19 protein-coding genes and 1 tRNA gene are annotated in these 20,430 nt (G+C 55.7%); 9 read left to right on the top strand and 11 right to left on the bottom strand.

Annotated elements, in window-relative coordinates; genetic code table 11:
* Positions 1 to 42 precede the first annotated feature (42 nt).
* From ACOTZB_RS06315 to ACOTZB_RS06300, 4 genes are all read right to left on the bottom strand, one after another.
* Complete coding sequence (locus ACOTZB_RS06315) at positions 43 to 1,074, bottom strand: ABC transporter ATP-binding protein (RefSeq protein WP_421626714.1); 1,032 nt, start codon at positions 1,072 to 1,074, stop codon at positions 43 to 45.
* A 1-nt stretch (position 1,075) separates the two neighbouring features.
* Entirely contained in the window at positions 1,076 to 2,650 is a 1,575-nt protein-coding gene (locus tag ACOTZB_RS06310; RefSeq protein ID WP_421626713.1) for an ABC transporter permease, read from the bottom strand.
* A 24-nt stretch (positions 2,651 to 2,674) separates the two neighbouring features.
* Positions 2,675 to 3,691 carry an iron ABC transporter substrate-binding protein gene (locus ACOTZB_RS06305; protein ID WP_421626712.1) on the bottom strand — a complete coding sequence of 339 codons (1,017 nt, stop codon included), beginning with the start codon at positions 3,689 to 3,691 and terminating at the stop codon, positions 2,675 to 2,677.
* A gap of 468 nt (positions 3,692 to 4,159) precedes the next feature.
* Positions 4,160 to 4,236 (bottom strand) — tRNA-Arg (locus tag ACOTZB_RS06300).
* Positions 4,237 to 4,514: 278 nt separating this feature from the next.
* Between ACOTZB_RS06300 and ACOTZB_RS06295 the strand changes: the two genes are divergently transcribed.
* The 3 genes from ACOTZB_RS06295 (at position 4,515) to fimZ (ending at position 7,399) form a co-directional block, all read left to right on the top strand.
* On the top strand, positions 4,515 to 5,213 hold the full coding sequence (locus ACOTZB_RS06295; protein ID WP_421626711.1) for an EAL domain-containing protein: 699 nt from the start codon (positions 4,515 to 4,517) through the stop codon (positions 5,211 to 5,213).
* Between the two features lie 24 nt (positions 5,214 to 5,237).
* Positions 5,238 to 5,966: a helix-turn-helix transcriptional regulator gene (locus ACOTZB_RS06290; RefSeq protein ID WP_421626710.1), complete on the top strand. Its 729-nt coding sequence runs from the start codon at positions 5,238 to 5,240 to the stop codon at positions 5,964 to 5,966.
* 800 nt (positions 5,967 to 6,766) lie between these two features.
* Positions 6,767 to 7,399: a fimbria biosynthesis transcriptional regulator FimZ gene (gene fimZ / locus ACOTZB_RS06285; protein ID WP_033144828.1), complete on the top strand. Its 633-nt coding sequence runs from the start codon at positions 6,767 to 6,769 to the stop codon at positions 7,397 to 7,399.
* Between the two features lie 51 nt (positions 7,400 to 7,450).
* Here the strand turns inward: fimZ and sfmF are convergent, their stop codons facing one another.
* The 6 genes from sfmF to fimA all read right to left on the bottom strand — a co-directional run bounded on the left by sfmF (position 7,451) and on the right by fimA (position 13,462).
* Positions 7,451 to 7,972, bottom strand: a complete 522-nt coding sequence (gene sfmF, locus ACOTZB_RS06280; protein WP_337280136.1) for a fimbria assembly protein — start codon at positions 7,970 to 7,972, stop codon at positions 7,451 to 7,453.
* Between the two features lie 9 nt (positions 7,973 to 7,981).
* Positions 7,982 to 8,989 (bottom strand): type 1 fimbria D-mannose specific adhesin FimH, encoded by a 1,008-nt coding sequence (gene fimH / locus ACOTZB_RS06275; protein WP_228011640.1) that lies wholly within the window; start codon positions 8,987 to 8,989, stop codon positions 7,982 to 7,984.
* Positions 8,982 to 11,543, bottom strand: a complete 2,562-nt coding sequence (locus ACOTZB_RS06270) for a fimbrial biogenesis usher protein (protein ID WP_421626709.1) — start codon at positions 11,541 to 11,543, stop codon at positions 8,982 to 8,984. The genes fimH and ACOTZB_RS06270 overlap by 8 nt, the downstream gene beginning before the upstream one ends.
* A 14-nt stretch (positions 11,544 to 11,557) precedes the next feature.
* Positions 11,558 to 12,250 carry a type 1 fimbria chaperone FimC gene (fimC, locus tag ACOTZB_RS06265; RefSeq protein WP_421626708.1) on the bottom strand — a complete coding sequence of 231 codons (693 nt, stop codon included), beginning with the start codon at positions 12,248 to 12,250 and terminating at the stop codon, positions 11,558 to 11,560.
* Positions 12,251 to 12,284: 34 nt separating this feature from the next.
* On the bottom strand, positions 12,285 to 12,830 hold the full coding sequence (gene fimI / locus ACOTZB_RS06260; RefSeq protein WP_023310642.1) for a type 1 fimbrial protein subunit FimI: 546 nt from the start codon (positions 12,828 to 12,830) through the stop codon (positions 12,285 to 12,287).
* 68 nt (positions 12,831 to 12,898) lie between these two features.
* A complete protein-coding gene (gene fimA / locus ACOTZB_RS06255) occupies positions 12,899 to 13,462 on the bottom strand; it encodes a type 1 fimbrial major subunit FimA (protein ID WP_047650485.1) in 564 nt (187 codons plus the stop codon).
* A gap of 310 nt (positions 13,463 to 13,772) precedes the next feature.
* Between fimA and folD the strand changes: the two genes are divergently transcribed.
* The 5 genes from folD to ACOTZB_RS06230 all read left to right on the top strand — a co-directional run bounded on the left by folD (position 13,773) and on the right by ACOTZB_RS06230 (position 18,286).
* Positions 13,773 to 14,639: a bifunctional methylenetetrahydrofolate dehydrogenase/methenyltetrahydrofolate cyclohydrolase FolD gene (gene folD / locus ACOTZB_RS06250; RefSeq protein WP_008499332.1), complete on the top strand. Its 867-nt coding sequence runs from the start codon at positions 13,773 to 13,775 to the stop codon at positions 14,637 to 14,639.
* A 1-nt stretch (position 14,640) separates the two neighbouring features.
* Positions 14,641 to 14,853, top strand: coding sequence for a ribosome-associated protein YbcJ (ybcJ, locus tag ACOTZB_RS06245; RefSeq protein ID WP_010428256.1), 213 nt, complete (start codon positions 14,641 to 14,643; stop codon positions 14,851 to 14,853).
* 228 nt (positions 14,854 to 15,081) lie between these two features.
* Entirely contained in the window at positions 15,082 to 16,581 is a 1,500-nt protein-coding gene (locus ACOTZB_RS06240; protein ID WP_421626707.1) for a PTS transporter subunit EIIC, read from the top strand.
* A gap of 86 nt (positions 16,582 to 16,667) precedes the next feature.
* Positions 16,668 to 17,684, top strand: coding sequence for a Mal regulon transcriptional regulator MalI (gene malI / locus ACOTZB_RS06235; RefSeq protein ID WP_421626706.1), 1,017 nt, complete (start codon positions 16,668 to 16,670; stop codon positions 17,682 to 17,684).
* Positions 17,685 to 17,758: 74 nt separating this feature from the next.
* On the top strand, positions 17,759 to 18,286 hold the full coding sequence (locus ACOTZB_RS06230) for a metal-dependent hydrolase (RefSeq protein ID WP_421626705.1): 528 nt from the start codon (positions 17,759 to 17,761) through the stop codon (positions 18,284 to 18,286).
* 89 nt (positions 18,287 to 18,375) lie between these two features.
* Here ACOTZB_RS06230 and cysS read toward each other — a convergent pair whose 3' ends face one another.
* Entirely contained in the window at positions 18,376 to 19,761 is a 1,386-nt protein-coding gene (gene cysS / locus ACOTZB_RS06225; RefSeq protein ID WP_045400770.1) for a cysteine--tRNA ligase, read from the bottom strand.
* Positions 19,762 to 19,935: 174 nt separating this feature from the next.
* Between cysS and ppiB the strand changes: the two genes are divergently transcribed.
* Positions 19,936 to 20,430 (top strand): peptidylprolyl isomerase B, encoded by a 495-nt coding sequence (ppiB, locus tag ACOTZB_RS06220; RefSeq protein WP_023310635.1) that lies wholly within the window; start codon positions 19,936 to 19,938, stop codon positions 20,428 to 20,430.

Raw genomic sequence — 20,430 nt, 5'->3', positions numbered from 1 at the left:
AATCTTTTATAACAACCCGTTGCATGAAATTACTAACGAATATTAAGAATATTCGAATACCCGCGCGGTGCCAGCAATATCAATGCGTACCGCCGTACCCGGGTTCCATCCTGGCTGGCTGACGGTCTTCAGAATCACCGGCTGCTGCTGTCCGGCCAATCCCAGGGTGAGCGTCGACAGCTGGCCGGTGAAGTCCACGTCGAGAATTGAGATCGGACTTTCATGCGCTGCACATGCCGTCACGCGTAATTGTTCAGGGCGCATCATTACCCTGCCCTGTCCTGTCGCATGCGCGTTGTCCGTCGGCACTTCACCCAGCGCGCACACGGCATACCCGGCAGCGAGCTGAGCAGGCAGGATCACGGCATCGCCAAGAAACAGCGCCGTCTCTTCGTCAACGGGACGGGTGTAAACGTCATAAGGCGTACCGACCTGCGTGAAGCGCCCGGAGCGCATGACGGCAACCTGCGTGGCAAAGGACAACGCTTCGTTCTGATCGTGGGTGACCAGAATCGAGGCCACGCCCGCTTCGGCCAGCAGATCGGCCGTTGCCTTACGCGTCGTGGCGCGCAGGCCGGTATCCAGAGCCGAGAACGGTTCATCCAGCAGCATCAGTGAAGGCCGCTGGGCCAGCGCACGGGCAAGCGCCACGCGCTGCTGCTGACCGCCAGAAATCTCGTGGGGCCAGTGCGTTGCGAGCTGCCTGTCCAGAGAAACCATCTCCATCAGCGCCTCAACGCGCTGGCGCTTTTCGTGGCGGGTGCCGTCCAGCCCCCAGGCGATGTTGTCTGCCACATTGAGGTGCGGGAACAGCGCACCCTCCTGAGGCACAAAACCGATCCGGCGCAGGTGGGCGGGAACAAAACTGTTTTCATCGAACAGCGTTCTCCCCTGCATGACAATACGCCCGGTGTCAGGCGTTTCGAACCCGGCCAGAATACGCAGCAGCGTGGTTTTCCCCGACCCGGACGGCCCGACAATCGCCGTCCTGCTCCCCGGCGCCACGCTCAGGTTTACGCTGTCGAGCACCTGCACATCAGAAAACGATTTAGAAATGGCGGTTAATTCAAGCATGTCATAGCCCTGCAATTTTTTTCGACTGCATATAGAGAATGGCGGTCAGCGGGAGTGAAATCAGGATCATCAGCATCGCGTAAGGCGCGGCGGCAACATAGTCAATTTCACTGGTCAGCGCCCAGAATCCGGTGGAGAGCGTGCGCGTGCCCAGCGGAGAGAGCAACAGCGTGGCGGTCAACTCGTTGCTGACGCCGAGGAAAACCAGCGCGGCCCCCGCCGCCGCACCCGGCGCGGCCAGCCGCATCGTGACGCTCCAGAGCGCCTTCGCGGGCGTGCTGCCCAGGCTGCGCGCCACGTTTTCCAGCTCAACCGGCGCCTGCGCAATCCCCGCCCGCAGGTTGATGAGCGCGCGGGGCATAAACATCAGCAGGTAGGCCAGGAACAGGGTAATTTCCGTCTGGTAAATGGGACGGGCGTAATGAATGGTGACGGTGACCAGCGCCAGCGCCGTGACGATGCCCGGCAGCGAACTGGTGATATAGATGCACCCTTCCAGCATCCGGAAGATGCGGTGCGGATAGCGAATACCCAGCCACGCGATGGGGATCACGCACGCCGTCGTCAGAAGCGCACCGCCCACGCCGAGCATCAGCGTCTGGCGCAGGGAGTGCCAGAGATCGGCACTCATCCAGTTTTGCACGCCGCCGAGCCAAATCCAGCGACACAGGACAATTAACGGCACGCCCAGCGCCAGTACGATCAGCACGATGAAAAACAGCTGGCCCAGCGTGGCTGCCGCAGGCTTCAGCGGCCAGCGTTTCTGCTCGCGCGCAGCCCCGGCGCCAATGCGCGCGTAGCGTGCTTTTCCGCGCGTCACGCCTTCCAGCACTAAGATAGCCAGGCAACATAACGCCAGCACGCCCGCCAGCATGTTCGCCGCCGGGCCGCTGAAGGTAGACTGGAACTGGTCATAAATTGCCGTGGTGAAGGTATCAAAGCGGATCATCACGTACAGGCCATATTCCGCCAGCAGGTGCAGCGCCACCAGCAGCGCGCCGCCGCAGATAGCCAGCTTGAGCTGGGGCAGCACCACGCGGAAAAAGACACGCCACGGCGGCGTGCCCAGCGAAGCGGCGACATCTTCAAGCGTCGGGTCAAGGCGACGCAGCACCGCCGCAACCGGCATATAGATAAACGGATAGTAGGCAAGAACGGAAAGGAACACGCCCGCGGAGAGCCCATGCATAGACGGGACAGCGCTCACCCAGGCATAGCTTTGCACAAACGCGGGGATCGCCAGCGGGGCGACCGCCAGTGCGGACCAGATCCCTCGCCCGGCAAGCTGCGTGCGCTCCGTGAGCCAGGCTATCGCCACGCCCGTCACGATACACAGCGGAACTGCTAAAGCCGTCAGCCACAGCGTGTTGCTGAGCAGCTCAGCAACACGCGGGCGAAACACCAGCGCCTTAATGGTTTCCCAGCCGGTCTCAATGCCAATGGCAATGATAAAACCCAAAGGCAGAAGCGCCATTAATGAAAACAAAACAGCTAACGCAACCATCGGTAGTGCAGGACGCCTGCGGGCAGGCTCCTGCACTCTGTTTTTTCCGATGTCGAGACTCAGACCAGACATAAGGCGTTCACTTCACTCTCAGGATCACAGCAGACCGGCTTGCGTCATCAGCTCGATAACTTTTTTACTGTTGAGCGTTGAGGGTTCAACTTTCGGTGCATCAAGATCTTTCAGCGGAACCAGTTTCGGGTTGGAGGCCGCGTTCACGCCCACTGCGTATTCAAAGGCATTGTTGGTACGCAGGCTTTCCTGGCCTTCTTTACCGGTAATGTATTTGATGAAGGCCTGCGCCTGCGCTTTGTGTTTGCTGGACGCCAGCACGCCACCGCCAGAGAGGCTCACAAACGCGCCCGGATCCTGGTGTTTAAAGTAGTAGAGCTGGGTGTTTTTGCTGTTCTCACCGGTTTTGGACTGGTCGACAAAGCGGTAGTAGTGATAAATCACGCCGCCATCAATCTGACCGGCATTGACCGCTTTCATCACGGTGCTGTTGCCTTTATAGGCAACGAAATTGGCTTTCATCGCCTTGAGCCATTCCAGGGTGGCCTTCTCGCCTTTCAGAGCCAGCATTGCGCTCACGATGGCCTGGAAATCCGCGCCTGACGGTGATGCCGCCCAGCGGCCTTTCCACTCAGGCTTTGCCAGATCCATCAGCGACTTAGGCAGCTGCTGTTCGCTGAGTTTTGCCGGGTTATAGACGAAAACCGTGCTGCGTGCCGCAATGCCTATCCAGCGACCGTGCGCCGGACGATATTCTGCCGGTACCTGCTTCAGGGTGTCTGCATCCAGCGGCGCAAACAGGTTGGCATTATCCACCAGCACCATTGAAGGCGAGTTTTCCGTCAGGAACACGTCTGCCGGTGACGCGCTGCCTTCCTGAACCAGCTGGTTACCCAGCTCGCTGTCATCGCCATTACGAAGAGTGACTTTAATACCGGTTTCTTTAGTAAAACCGTCCACCCACGACTTCACCAGGTTTTCGTGCTGCGCGTTATAAACAACGATACCTTCGTTGTTATCGGCGGCAACCGCTTGTGTGGAAAGGAAAAGGGATGAAGACAACAAGGCAAGCGAGAAGCAGGACAGCAGGCGAGAATTCATGAACATATCCTTAATAGACCAACGGGATTAACGACTCATAGCTTTGTGGGACAGGATTAAAGCATACAACAACGCTAATGATAATTAGTATCAATCGAGTTTAGTCGTAAAAGTGTAAAATTTCTTTTTCGCTGGGTTTGAAGTGATAAAAATCCAGATTTAAAAAACGGATTAATTAAAGATTAAGAAAGCCTTAGGCTTCGTGATAACGGCTTTTAATTAGGCTTCTATTTATTACGCGGTTATTTATCTGTTCAGGGAAGAATAATGAAACTGATGACAAACTCTGCCATTAATAATATAGACGCCTTTCTTGCCGGGTGGCGCTGCGCTTACCCGGCCTACATTTCTCACCTTTGCAAGCCCATGCAAGCGTAGTAACGTCGTACGAAACGCATAAAATGCGCTTTGTCTGCAATAACGTTCGAAAAGAGTAAGGAGAGAGAGAAGTCAGTACCTGAGGCTAAATGGCACGCCCTGTAGGATTCGAACCTACGACCTACGGCTTAGAAGGCCGTTGCTCTATCCAACTGAGCTAAGGGCGCACTGATATGCGTGTACTTCGCGGTGGTGAAACGCGAAGAATTATACGGTCAATGGCAGGTGAGTCAATGCCTTTTCCGTTTTCCACGGCAATTACCGCTAGCCGATTGTAAATACGGCTATTTTCTCAACATTTCGTCCTGTTTCACCGTAAAATTTAGCGCTGCGAAAAGGCTTAGTTGCATTTAAGTAACGCCTGCTGTTTTCCTGAACGTCAGCTCGTCACACTAGAGTCAGGTATCCCGGCCGCCTGGAGGCTGACAGACAACAGGACAATGGAGTGACAGCGCAAAACCCGATCGATACGCCCCCCCGGTTACAGTACATTTCTCAGGACATCGTCGGCATTAAGCTTGAGCCCATCGTCGCCCTTTCCTCCCTGCGCCAGGTTGGCGTGGAGGTACTTAGCGTCCTGGCCGACACGCGGAACAGCGAGGACTTTTTTTGCGATCGGTCCGCAGAGTGGTCGATAACGCTGCTTGAAGCGCAGCTTGCCGCGTTAAAAAATACGCCGCACGGTCATAATCTTTTTATTAATTTGCCGATAACCGTCCTGACAGAGCCCGCGTCTTTTCAGCGACTTATCCGGTTGCCAGCCGTGCCGCTCAATATTGAGATTGTCGACCTCGCGTCCTTTTTGGCGCTTTCCCTCGTACAGAAGCAGCATGTGGTTCAAAATTTGCGGCAACTTAGCAAACAGGGACACGCTATCTGGCTTGATGACGTGGATGACGTCACTGTGCAGTCGTTTTTATCCTACCGACTCCCGTTAAGCGGCATCAAAATAGATAAGGAAGCATTCTGGCGTTTACGCGACACCCCTGCGCTGAGGCAACTGGTTTCCCTTTGCTTTCAGCTTGCCGGGAAAGTGCTTATTGAAGGTATTGAGACTGAACGCGATCGTACCTGGGCACTGCAGGCAGGCGCAGACCTCGGCCAGGGATATTACTGGCCGTCCTGGACATGGCCGGAGGATTAAAAAGCCATTTCCAGGAGGGAGACCATGCGAATGACAGTGCGCCGTTACCGGCGGCGGCGTACAGGAAGTGATGCACTGGGATTTACGCGCTCACCTTTTGCTCCCCCCTTTTTCGACCGGCTCGAATTTTTGAGCCAGTCCATCAGCCAGCCCCGCAAAACCGACGCCCCGTTTATCCTTCTGGTGACGGAGGATCACTACCTGCGCGCCGGTTTTCTCAACGGGCAGTTTCCCCTGAGCAGCTGCTGCGACTACGCCACGCTGGACGACGCCCTTATCGCTCAAACGCAGTGGCCCTCAGCCCGTCTGGTCGTGGATATTGAAAGCCGATCCACGGGGCTTCTGGAGAAACTGGATCAGTTGAGACGGCATAGCCTGTTTCCTCCGTTCCTGACGCCCTGGCTGTTGGTCCGGGCCGATAATTACGACACCCGCCTCTTCTGCAAAGCGGCAGGTCCCTTTCATGTGCTCGAACGTCAGCTGAACGCCGCTGCGCTCCAGCACAGCCTGCTGGATACCCTCCCTCCGCCGGGTACCGAGAAAGACTGGTTCTCGCGCAACGAATGGCCCATCCTGCAGGAGCTTTCCCGGGGCAAGACATTGCGTCAGATTGCCCTTATGCAAAATCGCCCCTATAGCCGCATTATCTATCGTCTCAGCTGCATCCTGCTGAAGCTGGGGCTAAGCCATCGCCAGGAATTACTGCATCTTCTTAATAACCTCTCAGACTGCACGTTTTCACTCACGTCCTAACCCCTTATTTCCTAAAGCGGTTTAAGAATTTACTTACCACCATCGTTGCAAAAATGTTAATTTTTAACAATAAAATCGAATTTATAACTATTCCTAATTTATGGGTGTGAACCTTGTGAAATGCCACAGATTAACGAAACGGCAGCACTTTCCTCCATCCGTTAAGTGAATGAAGAAGGCGTTAACAGGATGATAATGATGTAAAAACAAGCAACTTAGCGACAACGGCCAGGAGGAAAAAGCGAAGCGGTTAGCATGTTCTCCTGTACAGGAGATGCAGGCCTTCGGGTAAACCTGCGCGCTTTCAGATGAAGGTCTGACGGCCTGCGAGGGCAATTTTCAACCTCACCTTTGCGGGTTTGTCCCTTTAAAAGAGGTGTATTTTTGTTAACAATTAATCAACATACAGAGATATCTGTTATTTTTTGTTATTACATAAAGATGAAAATATGCGGTAAATGAGATAACAGGATATTTCCGCTAATTTTAAAAAAATAGCGATTCAGATCCAGAAGATAATACAAACCAATACCTTCATATTAATTTACAGGGTTTTCGGAAAAAACTTACCCTGTATAATAAGATGCGTATCAAATATGAATAAGAAAAACCTTTTTGCCAACACCAGCCTAATGAGATGACCGCGCTGAGGCATAGTTCTTTTCATTACGTAAACAAGGATGCTTTCGCTCTTTCCAGGGAAATACTACGGTATAGGGATCTGCACATTATATCCTTCCGGCATTTCGAGAGTTTTACCAAACTCTGCATAACGCTTTTAACAATCTGAGGCATTAAAAATGAAACCGGCATCCGTTATCATTATGGACGAACATCCTATCGTCAGAATGTCGATAGAAGTCCTGCTACAGAAAAATAAGAATATCACAGTCAAGCTCAAGTCTGGCGATAGCCATGAGGTCCTTGACTGTATCCGCAATCACCCTATCGATCTGGTGATCCTTGACATTGAACTCACGGGCACGGATGCTTTCGCTTTACTTAAGAGAATCAGAAACTTAAACAAGAACATTAAGGTTCTGTTCCTCTCGTCTAAATCAGAGTTATTTTACGCGGGTCGCGCCATTCGCGCCGGGGCAAATGGCTTCGTCAGTAAACGAAAAGATTTGGGTGAGATCTACAACGCCGTAGAAATGATCCTGATGGGCTATTCCTTTTTCCCTTCGGAAACCCTGAACTTTATAAACCATTTGGGGTCAGGGAAAGGGATGGCTGTCGATATGCCATTATCGAATCGCGAGGTCACGGTATTACGGTATCTGGCTAATGGATTATCCAACAAGGAAATTGCTGAACAGCTGCTATTAAGCAACAAGACCATTAGCGCGCACAAATCCAATATTTATTCCAAGCTGGGTGTACAAAGCATCGTGGAATTAATTGATTACGCTAAAGCCCACGAGCTGCTATAACCTGAATTCACTCCCCGCAGCTTATCTGAGCTGCAGGGAGTGCGGTCAGTGCTAATTATAATTAATCATGAAGGTGGCATCCGCATCGGCCCGTCCGGGCTGAGGGTTATCGGCAGTGGCAATATAATTGGCATAAAATGACAGAATCGCATTTCCCTGCGCATCAACCGAGACCGGCCGGCTGGCCTGCTGAAGCGCCAGCCGCGTTTTATCCGCATCCCTGATCTCAACGGCGACATGGCTTGCTGTACTGGCGTCGTTCAGCGCCAGCAGGCCGCTATTGCTCCCGTCGGCTTTACCCGAAAACGTAATGGACGCCGCGCCCGGCGGGCAGCCGGTCAGCTTCAGCGTAAACGGCATAGGCTGCGTGCGGCTCCCGGTGGTGCTGAGCTGTTTCGTGGGCCAGGTGCCCAGCGGGACGGCCTTGTCGCTGTCGCTGCCCTCGGCAACGCAGGTAAAATCGACGATATTGCCGTAAAGCCGAATGTTAATCTCGCCCAGGGCGGTGTCCGCCTGAGCCTGTGTGCAAAGCGCAAAGAGCGCCACGGTGATAAAACGGATCCCGTTTCGCATATCGGCTCCTTAGTCGTAATCCACGCGCAAATACCCGCGCGAGGTGAAGCGCCCTTCCGCTGGCTTGTTGCCCGTCACGCTCACCGGCCAGACCCGGATCCCCACCTGCGCCTGCGCGCTGTCGTCGAGGCGGAACGGAATTTTGCTCGTCAGGTTGTTGGGCGTCAGCGGCGCCCCGCTCTCGTTGGCGATGATGAACCCCACGTCCGGGTTATCCGACACCAGCACATTATCAGAGACTTTTTCCGCCTCGACGCGCATCGTCAGCATGGCGTTCGCCTCCACGTTGGTGCATTTGATGGCGATGGTTTTGCTTTGCGATGAGACGCCTTCCGGCTTGTTACCCACGCCCGCCTTGCTGAACAAAGAGGCGCCGATGTCACCGAAATCAAACTCCACCACGTTACCGGCATTAATGGCGCAGCTTTGCGGCACCTGAATGGTTCCGCTGTAGCTAATGGTATAGACCGGCGTGGTGAGCGGATCGGAAGAAGTCGTGGTGACGTAAACGCGGAACATGGTGGCACGCGGGATCACCACCATGTTGATAAAACGCCGGGTCACCTTAAGACGGAAGACCAGGCTGGAGTCCTGAACGCCAAACGGTTTGTTTTTGGAAACGTTAGGATGGCTCCCCATCTGGATATAGCTTTTGGGCGGATAAAACGCGCCAGCATAGCTGTCCGTGATTTTCATGGCCCCGTCCAGATAGTCGTTGAGCTTCAGATACTGGTAGCCATCGCTGGTCCCGGTGATGGGGTAATCCGTCACGTAGCTGCGCTTGGTGGTATTCCCGGTCGTCCCCTTCGGGCAGACGGCATTCACCCCGACCCACTGCGTCTTCTCGTTGAGCGTCACCACTTGCCCAATGTGATTGTTCGAGCTGTTGAATTTATCCGTCAGGTCGTAATGCACCTCCGTCGGTACGCCTTTTTCGTTGACGCACACGGTGGCTAACGCGTTTGTCGCGGGCAGTAACGCCAGAAGCGACAAGGCAAAGATATGGGTTTTATTCACAGCGAATCCCCTTCAGTGTGATCGCCTGTTGCAGGCTCTGTTCAGACAAGCTGTAAGGTGCGCGACACTGGGACTGCGCCCCGTCGCCCCACTGGATCAGCAGTTCACCTTCCAGCGGCAGCCCACTCAGGTAAATTTGCCCGTCATCCCCCACCATGCTGGTGACGCCGCTTTTGGTCTCACGCACCACCGCGCCGAACGGCACGGGCTGGTTGCCGCGCGTTACCGTCAGCAGGGCGCGCACGCCAATGCGGGTATCAAAGCTGGCGCGTACCAGCGCGCCTTTGGTCGGCACCACGCTGCTCACGTTGTTTTCGATATCGGTGTTGTTGCTCATGGTGTTGGTATCCAGCGCCACGCGGTTGTAGCGGTAGACGGTGGCATACGGCATCACCGCGTAGCCTCGCCAGTCGGTTTTCACGCCGGTCTGGTTTTCAATACTGACGCCCGATGCCCCCGGCGCTTTGATCAGCACGTTGGTGTCGCCCAGCGGCTGGCTGAAGGTCACGCCGTCGGCGTGGCCGACCACCCCGCCGGAGAGCTGCCAGTTGAGATCGTGCTGGTCGCGGGAATAGTTGTAGCCCACGCCCAGCGTGCCGTAGGTCGCCTGCCAGTTGGCGCTAGCGCTTCCGCTTGCGCCGTTGGTGCTGGCGTGTCCCTGGGTCACGCTGTAGTTCAGGTTGCGGTCCTCCAGCAGCGTTCCGCTGACGCCGGTTTGCCAGCTTGTGTCGCCATCGCTGTTTCGACTGGCGGATGCCGTAGCGTAGGCGCGGTCAATCGCGCTGTCCCGGCGATAGCCCTGACGGGTAAAGAGGCTGAACGGCACGGAGACGTTAAACGACGCGATCCGATCGGTGCCGTCTATCCCCACGGATTTGTTCCACGACCACGAGACGGAGTAGTTGATCCCCTTCACGCCCCCCGCGTAGCCCAGCTGGTACCAGAGGTTCGTCTCGTCTGTTCCCCAGTAGGTCTGCTCGCTGCCGGAGATATAGACCGAGCCGTAGTCCCCCAGCGACTGAGAAACGTTGAGCTGGAAGCGGCCTTTTTTATTCCACGTCAGGTTGTGATAGCTCTGCACGTCCGGCACATCGTTATCGTTCTGGCTATCGGCATACTGATAGCCCTCCATTGAGCGCCAGGCGACATCGTCGAGGGTGTAAAACCCTTTTGTGGAGTAGCGGTAGCCCAGCAGCTGGAAGTTGGTGCCGAAACCGTTAAGGGATTTTGCGTAGAGGAAGCGCAAAGACTGCCCTTCATGCTTGCTGTCGTCCGCGAGCTGGCTGCGGGCGTGGGTAATATCGAGCGAGACCGCACCCCAGTCGCCCAGGTTTTTCCCAGCCCCGATGGCCACCGCGGTATAGCGTGACGCCAGCTGCGTTCCACCGTAGAGCGTGTAACCGTTGGCAAGACCGGTAATCAGGGTGCCCTGAGTGAAGAACGGCGTATCCTGATCGCTGTTACCGCTGCGGTAATCCCCCGCGACGAGGTCATACTTCCAGCGCCCTTCACGCTGCAGAAGCGGCACGGTGGAGTACGGCACGGTATAGCGCTGCTGGGTGCCGTCTTTCTCTTCGACCGTGACTTCCAGGTCACCGCTTGAGGAGGTCGGGTTAAGATCGGTAATCGCAAATGCGCCCGGCTGGACATAGCTTTGATAGATAACGTAGCCGTTCTGGCGAACCACCACTTTTGCTGGCGTACGGGCGATCCCGCGCACGGTCGGCGCGTAGCCCTGCAGGCTGTCCGGGTACATGCTGTCAGAAGAGAAGAGCCGCCCGCCGCGAAAACCCATGCTGTCGAAAACGTCATTCCCGGTATTGCTGTCGCCCAGCACCAGTTCGCTTTTAAGGGGGATGACGGTGCGCTGCGCCCAGGTGCCAATATTCTGCCACTCGCTGTGCCGCTGCCCGTTATTCTGCGTGTAGCGCCATGCGCCGTTGTTACGTAAACGCCAGGCGCCATAGTTCAGCCCGCTCTGCAGGTTCAGATAATAGCTGTCGTCTTCGCTTCCCCGGTTACCGGTGAAGCTGTAATTCACCAGCGCGGCGGGAATGCCTTCATCCCACTGTTCAGGCGGAATGTAGCCCCGGGCGCTGTTTTGCAACGCCACCTGCGGCAGGCTGACGTCCAGACGCTGAGAGGCAAAGTTGAATACCGTTTCGCTGCCGGGTATGGCCGTGGTCAACGGAACGCAGGTATCGCCCTGCACCTTAGCCAGCTCGGGAAACGCCGCGACGTTGACGCCAAAGCGATCGAGCATCGCGCGCGTAATGCACGCCGACAAACCGCCCGCCACCGGCGGCGTGTTCTCGGCCTGCTCAAAACGCACGTCCTGGGTACCGATAAACTCATCGTTACGCCAGATATCCACGCGATAAACGCCGGGTGCCTGCTGGTGTCCTTGTTCAAAACGCGACAAATCCGCCACGCTGGCGGTGTCGTCGGACAAGAAGGCCGGGTTGAAATAACTTTCGCTCCAGCCAGCCTGCGGCCAGAGCGCAGCCATCAGCGCCAGCGCAACCGGGCAGTAACGTCTCTGGTGGTTTTTCATCGCCCTGACTCTGCTCACAGGTTGACGCTACGCGCCGGAGTAATGGCACCGTAGTCATTCACGCTCTGCCAGGAAAGCGTGCCGCTGGCACCGGCTGGCAGCACCTGCTGAGCAGAGCTTTTCGGCGCAACCATCAGGTTATCCAGCTGCTGCCCGCCCAGCTTCAGATTGACGAGGGTGATGTAATACGGGGAAGCATTGCTGACTTTGAGATGGTTGCCCGCGCGCTCAAACCGCAGCTGGGAAAGCGCCTCTTCCGGCTGCATCGCCAGGTTGTTCGGGCGCACAAACAGCTTGATGCGCGAGAGGATCGCCAGCTGCAGCACGTTATTGTTTTCCGTTTTCGCTTTGTTCACCGACGGGATCGCCTTCACGTTCATGTAAAAGAGCGATTCGCGATCGGCAGGCAGTGCCGGTCCGGCATAAATAATACGCAGCGTGTTTTCACTGTTCGGCTCGCTAACAAACAGGGGCGGAGTGACGGCAAAGGTTTTTTCTTTTTGCCCACTCGCATTTTCGATCCACGCGTTAATTAAATAGCGTTCCTGTTTGTTGCTGTTGGTGATCGCCAGCGACGTTTGCTTTGCCTCTGCGGGATAAATAACGCGCGTGGCCCCCAGCGCAATACCGCCGGAAGCATTTGCGCAGGCAGAAACCGTCATCAAAATAAACGATAGAAAAAGTCCTGGTTTAATTAGGGTATTCATCACAACCTTACCTTTAATAATGTGTTCGCAGGTGTTATGGATAAATCAACGTAAACCAGACATCCGACTGAATTTTGCCTGGCTCGAGGTGTTCGGAAATAGCCCGATAGCGGGCGCTAAAATGGAACGCGAGCTCGCGGGTATCGATCGGCAGCCAGCTGACGGCCGTGGCGTTTGGGATAATCTGACGCTGCTGTTCGTCAAAGAGCGCCAGCCCCACGCCGCTGCTGACGGGCGTTTCACCCGGCCGCGATGTCGCCAGAAATACCTGCGGATCTTCTGCGGGCGTCACGCCCTGAAACTGGATCCCCACGGTGCGCGAAACATCAACGCTGCAGTCCAGCAGCCGCACGGTGAAAGGCACGTTAACCGTGGAAAAACTGCCCACACCGGAAAATGAATTGGTTCGGTACTGCCCCATGTCGATGCGCATATTCTGGCTGTCGGGCGCCACGGCGCAGCCGCCGTTCACCAGTTCACCTCTGAGATGAACCTTCCCACCTTCGATCACCACGGTATGCGCCGATGCCGGGCAAGCCATCGCAAGGGTTAACAGCAGTAGTGTTCCAGTCCTTGTCATCCTTCGTTCCTGGCATTTGCGTATGACGGGCCTCGTCCCTGAGGCCTGAACATCCCTGTGCGGAGGAATTACTCGTATTTCATTACGAAGGTGGCGTCAGCGTTCGCCTTGCCTGGCTCAGTGGTGGCAGCCGTTGATTTGTAACGCGCGGTGAACTTCAGGGTGTTGGTCCCTTCGATCAGCGTCTGCGCAGCAGAGAAGGTCGCGCCGTCTGGGGTCAGAACGCTGGATTTGCTGTCGAGGATCTCGATACCCACGCCTTTCGCGGTGTTGTCGTTGTTACCGGAGGTCACGGCCAGCAGGGTTTTGTCGGTTGGGTCGATCTGACCGGTGAACGCAACGGCTGCGGTTTTGGCCACCAGCGGATCGCAATCATTCAGTTCAATGTTGAATGGAATATTAGAGGTGGTGTCGCCCACTTTGGTAAATTTCGCGGTACGATACTGGCCCAGATTAACGGTCTGCTCGGAAGAATCCGTATTTACTGAACAAGCCGCATTAACCAGCTCACCTTTAAAATGTACGGTACCGCCATTAACGGAAACCGGCGCAGCAGGATCTGCTGCATTTGCGGCACCTGCAACCAGGGCCAAAGTAGCAATAACAGTAGAAGCAATGTTGCTGAGTTTCATGTCTATTCCTTTAAAATGTAAATAACCCTTCCCGCGAATAATCGGGAATAAGAAATACGTTCAATTGATTAATTGAAAGCTTATTTCGGAGGAGACAAAGTAGCTCAGGACGCGTTTTTTAAATATGTCAAAACGCTGCCATTTCGCCAGGTCACATCCTAATCCCGCCTAAGAAATTGACCATCCCCTAAGAAGGGTTTTTGCGTCACACTGATAAAAACGCGTAAAGGGTGACTGACAGCGACGCTCGCTTCTGACAAAATACACGCCATCCCCCCTTTCAAACGTTACAGACGGAATCTTCTCTCTGATGGCAGCAAAGATTATTGACGGTAAAACGATTGCGCAGCAGGTGCGCTCTGAGGTCGCGGAAAAAGTGAAGGCGCGTAAAGCTGCCGGAAAACGCGCCCCCGGGCTGGCCGTTGTGCTGGTTGGCAGCAACCCGGCATCGCAGATTTATGTCGGCAGCAAGCGCAAAGCGTGTGAAGAGGTGGGCTTCGTCTCCCGCTCTTACGATTTGCCGGAAACCACCAGCGAAGCAGAGCTGCTGGAACTTATTGACACCCTTAATGCCGATAAAGAGATCGACGGTATTCTGGTTCAGCTGCCGCTGCCGGCGGGTATCGACAACGTGAAGGTGCTGGAGCGTATCGCACCGGATAAAGACGTGGACGGTTTCCATCCGTACAACGTTGGCCGCCTGTGCCAGCGCGCGCCGCGTCTGCGCCCGTGCACGCCGCGCGGCATTGTGACGCTGCTGGAGCGCTATAACATCGACACCTACGGTCTGAACGCCGTGGTGATTGGTGCCTCCAACATCGTGGGCCGCCCGATGAGCATGGAGCTGCTGCTGGCGGGCTGCACCACCACCGTGACCCACCGCTTCACCAAAAACCTGCGTCACCACGTCGAGAACGCCGATCTGCTGATCGTCGCGGTCGGCAAGCCGGGCTTTATTCCGGGCGAGTGGATCAAAGAGGGCGCGATTGTCGTGGACGTCGGGATTAACCGTCTGGAAAACGGCAAAGTGGTCGGCGACGTGGTGTACGAAGATGCCGCTGCGCGCGCGTCTTACATTACCCCCGTACCGGGCGGCGTAGGCCCGATGACCGTAGCAACGCTGATTCAGAATACGCTGCAGGCGTGCGAAGAATATCACGACGTAGAGGACGCGTAAGATGGCGACTTTTTCATTAGGTAAACACCCGCACGTAGAGCTGTGCGATCTGCTCAAGCTGGAAGGCTGGAGTGAAAGCGGTGCGCAGGCCAAAATCGTTATCGCCGACGGGCGAGTGAAAGTCGACGGTGCGGTGGAAACCCGAAAGCGCTGCAAGATTGTCGCGGGTCAGACCGTGAGCTTTGAAGGACAGAGCGTAACCGTTACGGCCTGAGCCGTCTGATGCCCTCACCCTCTCCCACCGGGAGAGGGGATATAAAATCCCCTCACGCCCATCGCGGTTATTTATCGATCAACTTCAAATAATCACTATTTCATCTGTTGAAACGTGAAAATTCAGTTGCGCGTTTTTCACGCTTTGCCCACGATAAGTAGAACGTTCTACTAAAACGTTCTACTTACAATAACAGCGCCAAAAAAGCGCTACTCGGGGGAAATCAGCATGAGTCTGATATCAGGGTTTGTTAAATCGCTGTCTAAGTTATCGATGATTGGTCGCGCCTTAATGCTGCCAATTTCACTGCTTCCCGCTGCGGGCCTGCTGCTGGCCTTCGGCGATAAGTTCCATCTGCCGCTGATGATGAACGCGGGCGGGGTGATCTTTGATAACCTGCCGATGCTGTTTGCCATTGGCTCCGCCGTGGGTCTGGCGTCAGAATCCGGCATCGCGGCGCTGTCTGCGGCGGTGTCGGTGTTTGTCACCAATATCACCATCAGCACCGTGCTGAGCATCACGCCGGAAATGGCCTCCCAGGGCGGGAAATACGCCATGGTAGTGGGTATTCCGACGCTGCAGATGGGCGTCTTCGGCGGCCTGATCTGCGGTATTCTCGCGGCCTGGTGCTATAACCGCTTCAACACCATGCAGTTGCCGGAATTCCTGGGCTTCTTCTCCGGCAAGCGCTTCGTGGCCATTGCAACGGCGTTTCTGTCGTTCCTGATGGGGCTGCTGCTGCCGTACGTGTGGCAGCATATCCAGGCCGGTATCGACGCGCTCTCCGTGGTGGTTAACGGCGATAATCAGGCGGCGTCGACCTTTATCTTCGGTCTGGTAGAGCGCGCGCTGATCCCGCTCGGCCTGCACCACATCTGGTATCCATCATTCTGGTATTCGTTCGGGGATTACACCACCCAGGCGGGACAGGTGATCCACGGCGACCAGACCATCTGGTTCAAGATGCTGGAAGAAGGGGTGAAGTCCTTCAGCAGCAACACCTACCAGAATGCCGGTAAATTCATGCAGGGCGAATTCCCGCTGATGCTGTTCGCGCTGCCCGCCGCGTGCCTGGCGATGTATCACGAAGCCCATACGAAAAATAAGAAAATCGCGGCCGGTATTCTGTTCTCCGCGGCGCTGACCTGCTTCCTGACGGGGATCACCGAACCGGTCGAGTTTACATTTATCTTCGTGGCGCCGATCCTGTACGTCTTTAACGCCATCATGGCGGGTCTGGCCTACATGACCATGTACCTGCTGCATGCGCATATTGCCAAATCGTTCTCCGCGGGCTTTATAGACTATCTGTCATTCGGGATCCTGCCGTCATTTAACGGTTACCAGACCAACTTCCTTAATGCCATTATCATCGGCATTCCAATGGGCCTGATTTATTACTTCACGTTCCGCTTTGTGATCCGTCGTTTCGACGTGAAAACGCCGGGCCGCACTGAAGTGACCGCCAACGCGGATGATAAGTCTGATTCCGAACTCGCGACCGAGATTATCACCCTGCTGGGCGGGGCGCACAATATCGACTCCGTCGGCGCCTGTATTACCCGCCTTCGCCTGGAAGTGGCAAAAAGCGAGGTGGTCGATAAGGACGGCCTGAACGGACTCGGCGCGCGCGGCGTGGTCTTCGTCGGCGACAACGGTATACAGGTGATTTTCGGTGCCAGAGCACAGTTTATCGCCCAGACCATGTCCACCATGATCGGCAAATAATAAGATGCCTGAACGACGCGTCTCCTGTAGTCTGGGAGACGCATTGTCGTATCTGACTGATAATCGGTGAATTTCAGGGAGCGGTTTTGAAGAAAGTCAGCATTATTGATGTCGCAAAGCACGCGGGCGTATCGGTCTCAACCGTCTCGCTGGTTTTGCGCCAGAAAGGGAAAATCTCAGAGGCAACGATCGAGAAGGTCAACGCTGCCATCAATACGCTGGGCTATGTTCATAACGTTGCCGCTGCCAACCTCCGCGCCAATACGTCCAATCTGATTGGCCTGATCCTCCGTGACTTTAGCGACAGTTTCTCCATCAAGGTGATGGCGAGCATCGTCCAGGATCTTGAGAAACAGGGGTATATGGTTTTTCTCGGCCAGCCCCAGAACGACCATGACCATCTTGAGCGCTGCCTACTGTCGTTTAAGCAGCAGGGCGTCGCCGGGGTGATCTATCTGGCCTCGGATACCCGCACCTCCACCCTGCCGGAGCAGATTCGCCGCTGCCCGCTGCCGCTGGTGGTGGTCTCTCAGTCGCTGCTGGATGAAAAATGCAATCTGGTGATGCGCGATAACCGTCAGGCGGCAAACCTGGCGGTGCGTTATCTTATCGAGCGCGGCCATCGCAATATCGCCTACATTGGCGGGCGTGAAGGCTGCCTTATCCGCGAGCAGCGCCTGCTCGGTTTTCGCAGCGCGATGACGCAAAACGGGCTGGTCTGGCGAGATGAATACTCTCCGGCCTGCAGCAATGACACCCTGGCGGCGGGTTTCGCCACCCGCCAGCTGCTGGAAAAAAACAACACCATCACCGCCCTGCTCTGCCACTCTCCGGATGCGATGATCGGCTCCATCTCCGGTATTCATCAGGTCGGACGAACGGTGGGTAAAGATGTATTTCTGACGCAGCAGGTCGCGCTGGTCGGTTTCGAAGATATGCTCCACGTTAACCTCACCTCGCCGTCCTTTACCTACGTGTCGTCCGCCAGCGAAGAGACCGGGCGTCAGGCTGCCGGGCTGATTATTCGCACGCTGAAGGAGCCGACGCTGCAAACCCAGCGCATTACGCTTTCCGGGCAGCTAATCGCACGCGAGTCAGCGTAAAAATAAGAATTTGACGCGGATCTGCCGGCGCGGGATTGCTGCTATATTTCCATGATTTGCCATGGATAATCGCAATGCCTACCGTTATTACGCACGCTGCTGTTCCGCTTTGTCTGGGCTTAGGCCTGGGAACCAAAGTGATTCCTCCCCGCCTGCTGTTTGCCGGGATTGTCCTCGCCATGATGCCGGATGCCGACGTGCTGGCGTTCAAGTTCGGCGTCGCGTACGGCAATGTTTTCGGCCATCGCGGCTTTACCCACTCCCTGCTGTTCGCCTTTGTGGTGCCGATACTTTGCGTGCTGATTGGCCGACGATGGTTCCGGGCCAGCCTGACGCGGTGCTGGCTGTTTTTAACCGTGTCTTTGCTGTCGCACAGCCTGCTGGATTCGATTACCACGGGCGGGAAAGGCGTCGGCTGGCTGTGGCCGTGGTCAGATGAACGCTTCTTTGCGCCGTGGCAGGTCATTAAGGTCGCGCCGTTTGCGCTGTCGCGCTACACCACGCCGTACGGGCATCAGGTGATCGTGTCAGAACTGCTGTGGGTGTGGCTGCCGGGAGTCGTGCTGATGGGGTTGCTGTGGTGGAGGAAACGTGCGCGCTGATGCCCTCACCCCGGCCCTCTCCCACGGGGAGAGGGAGAAAACCTAACAATTCCCTCTCCCTGCGGGAGAGGGTTAGGGTGAGGGGAAAATTACTTACGGCGCCAGGTGGTGCCCTGCGGGCCATCTTCCAGAATGATGCCCATCTCGGTCAGACGGTTGCGCGCCGCATCTGCCGCCGCCCAGTCTTTTGCCTGACGCGCTTCCAGACGCGCTTTGATCAACGCTTCAATTTCCGCCACTTCACCGTCGTCCGCCTGCGCACCGCTCTGCAGGAACGCGTCCGGATCCTGCTCCAGCAGGCCGAGCACGGAGGAGAGCTTACGCAGATGGGATGCCAGCGCATTCGCCGCGGCCATATCTTCTGACTTCAGGCGGTTTACTTCGCGCGCCATGTCGAACAGCACGGAGTACGCTTCCGGGGTGTTGAAGTCGTCGTTCATCACCTCAACAAAGCGGGCTTCGAACGCTTCGCCGCCAGCAGCAGGAACAGACCTGTCGGTACCGCGCAGCGCGGTATACAGACGCTCCAGCGCCGAGCGTGCCTGTTTCAGGTTCTCTTCGCTGTAGTTCAGCTGGCTGCGATAGTGGCCGGACATCAGGAAGTAGCGCACGGTTTCCGCGTCGTAATATTTCAGCACGTCGCGCACGGTGAAGAAGTTACCCAGCGATTTAGACATCTTCTCGCGGTCAACCATTACCATCCCGGAGTGCATCCAGTAGTTAACGTACTCGCCGCCGTGGGCGCAGGTGGACTGCGCGATTTCATTTTCATGGTGCGGGAACATCAGGTCCGAACCGCCGCCGTGAATGTCGAAGTGCTTGCCCAGTTGCTTGCAGTTCATCGCGGAACATTCAATGTGCCAGCCCGGACGGCCCTCTCCCCACGGGGATGGCCAGCTTGGCTCGCCCTCTTTGGACATTTTCCACAGTACGAAGTCCATCGGGTTACGCTTCACGTCAACTACGTCAACGCGCGCCCCGGCCTGCAGCTGATCCAGATCCTGACGGGAAAGCGCACCGTAGGTTGGGTCCGTCGGCACGGAGAACATCACGTCACCGTTGTCCGCAACGTACGCGTGGCCGCGTGCGATCAGCTTTTCGGTGATCTCAATAATTTCGTGAATGTGGTGGGTCGCGCGCGGCTCGCTGTCCGGGCGCTGAATATTCAGGGCGTCAAAATCTTTATGCATCTCGACGATCATGCGATCGACCAGCGCAACGAAGCTTTCGCCGTTTTCATTTGCGCGCTTGATGATTTTGTCGTCGATGTCGGTGATGTTACGCACGTATTTAAGGGTATAGCCCAGAAAACGCAGGTAGCGTGACACCACGTCAAAAGCGACAAAGGTACGGCCATGGCCAATGTGACAGAGATCGTAAACCGTAATACCACACACGTACATGCCGACTTCCCCGGCATGGATAGGTTTAAATTCCTCTTTCTGGCGCGTCATTGTATTAAAGATTTTTAACATCGAAGATTCCATGTAAACACGTGTGTGGTTGAAAGCCGGCTATTCTACCCGTAATTCAAACCCGAAGCAGCACACAATGCAAGGTGATCGCATCCTGTGGTTATGCTATAACAAGCCCCTATAGATGACCCGAACGCGGGTCGACGTACCACAATAACGGAACAGGATGCAAAAATGGTTACTTTCCACACTAATCATGGCGATATCGTAATCAAAACCTTTGATGACAAAGCGCCTGAAACAGTTAAAAACTTCCTGGACTACTGCCGCGAAGGTTTCTACAACAACACCATTTTCCACCGCGTGATCAACGGCTTTATGATCCAGGGCGGCGGTTTTGAACCTGGCATGAACCAGAAAGAGACCAAAGAAGCGATCAAAAACGAAGCGAACAACGGTCTGAAAAACACCCGCGGTACGCTGGCAATGGCCCGTACTCAGGCTCCGCACTCTGCCACCGCGCAGTTCTTCATCAACGTGGCCGACAACGACTTCCTGAACTTCTCCGGCGAAAGCCTGCAGGGTTGGGGCTACTGCGTATTCGCAGAAGTGGTTGAAGGTATGGACGTGGTTGACAAGATCAAAGCCGTCGCTACTGGCCGCAGCGGTATGCACCAGGACGTTCCTAAAGAAGACGTTGTGATTACAAGCGTGACCGTCAGCGAGTAA

Source organism: Enterobacter cloacae complex sp. SHL020, assembly GCF_049236945.1.
Taxonomy (GTDB): domain Bacteria; phylum Pseudomonadota; class Gammaproteobacteria; order Enterobacterales; family Enterobacteriaceae; genus Enterobacter; species Enterobacter dykesii.
This window is presented reverse-complemented; position numbering and strand designations above follow the sequence as displayed.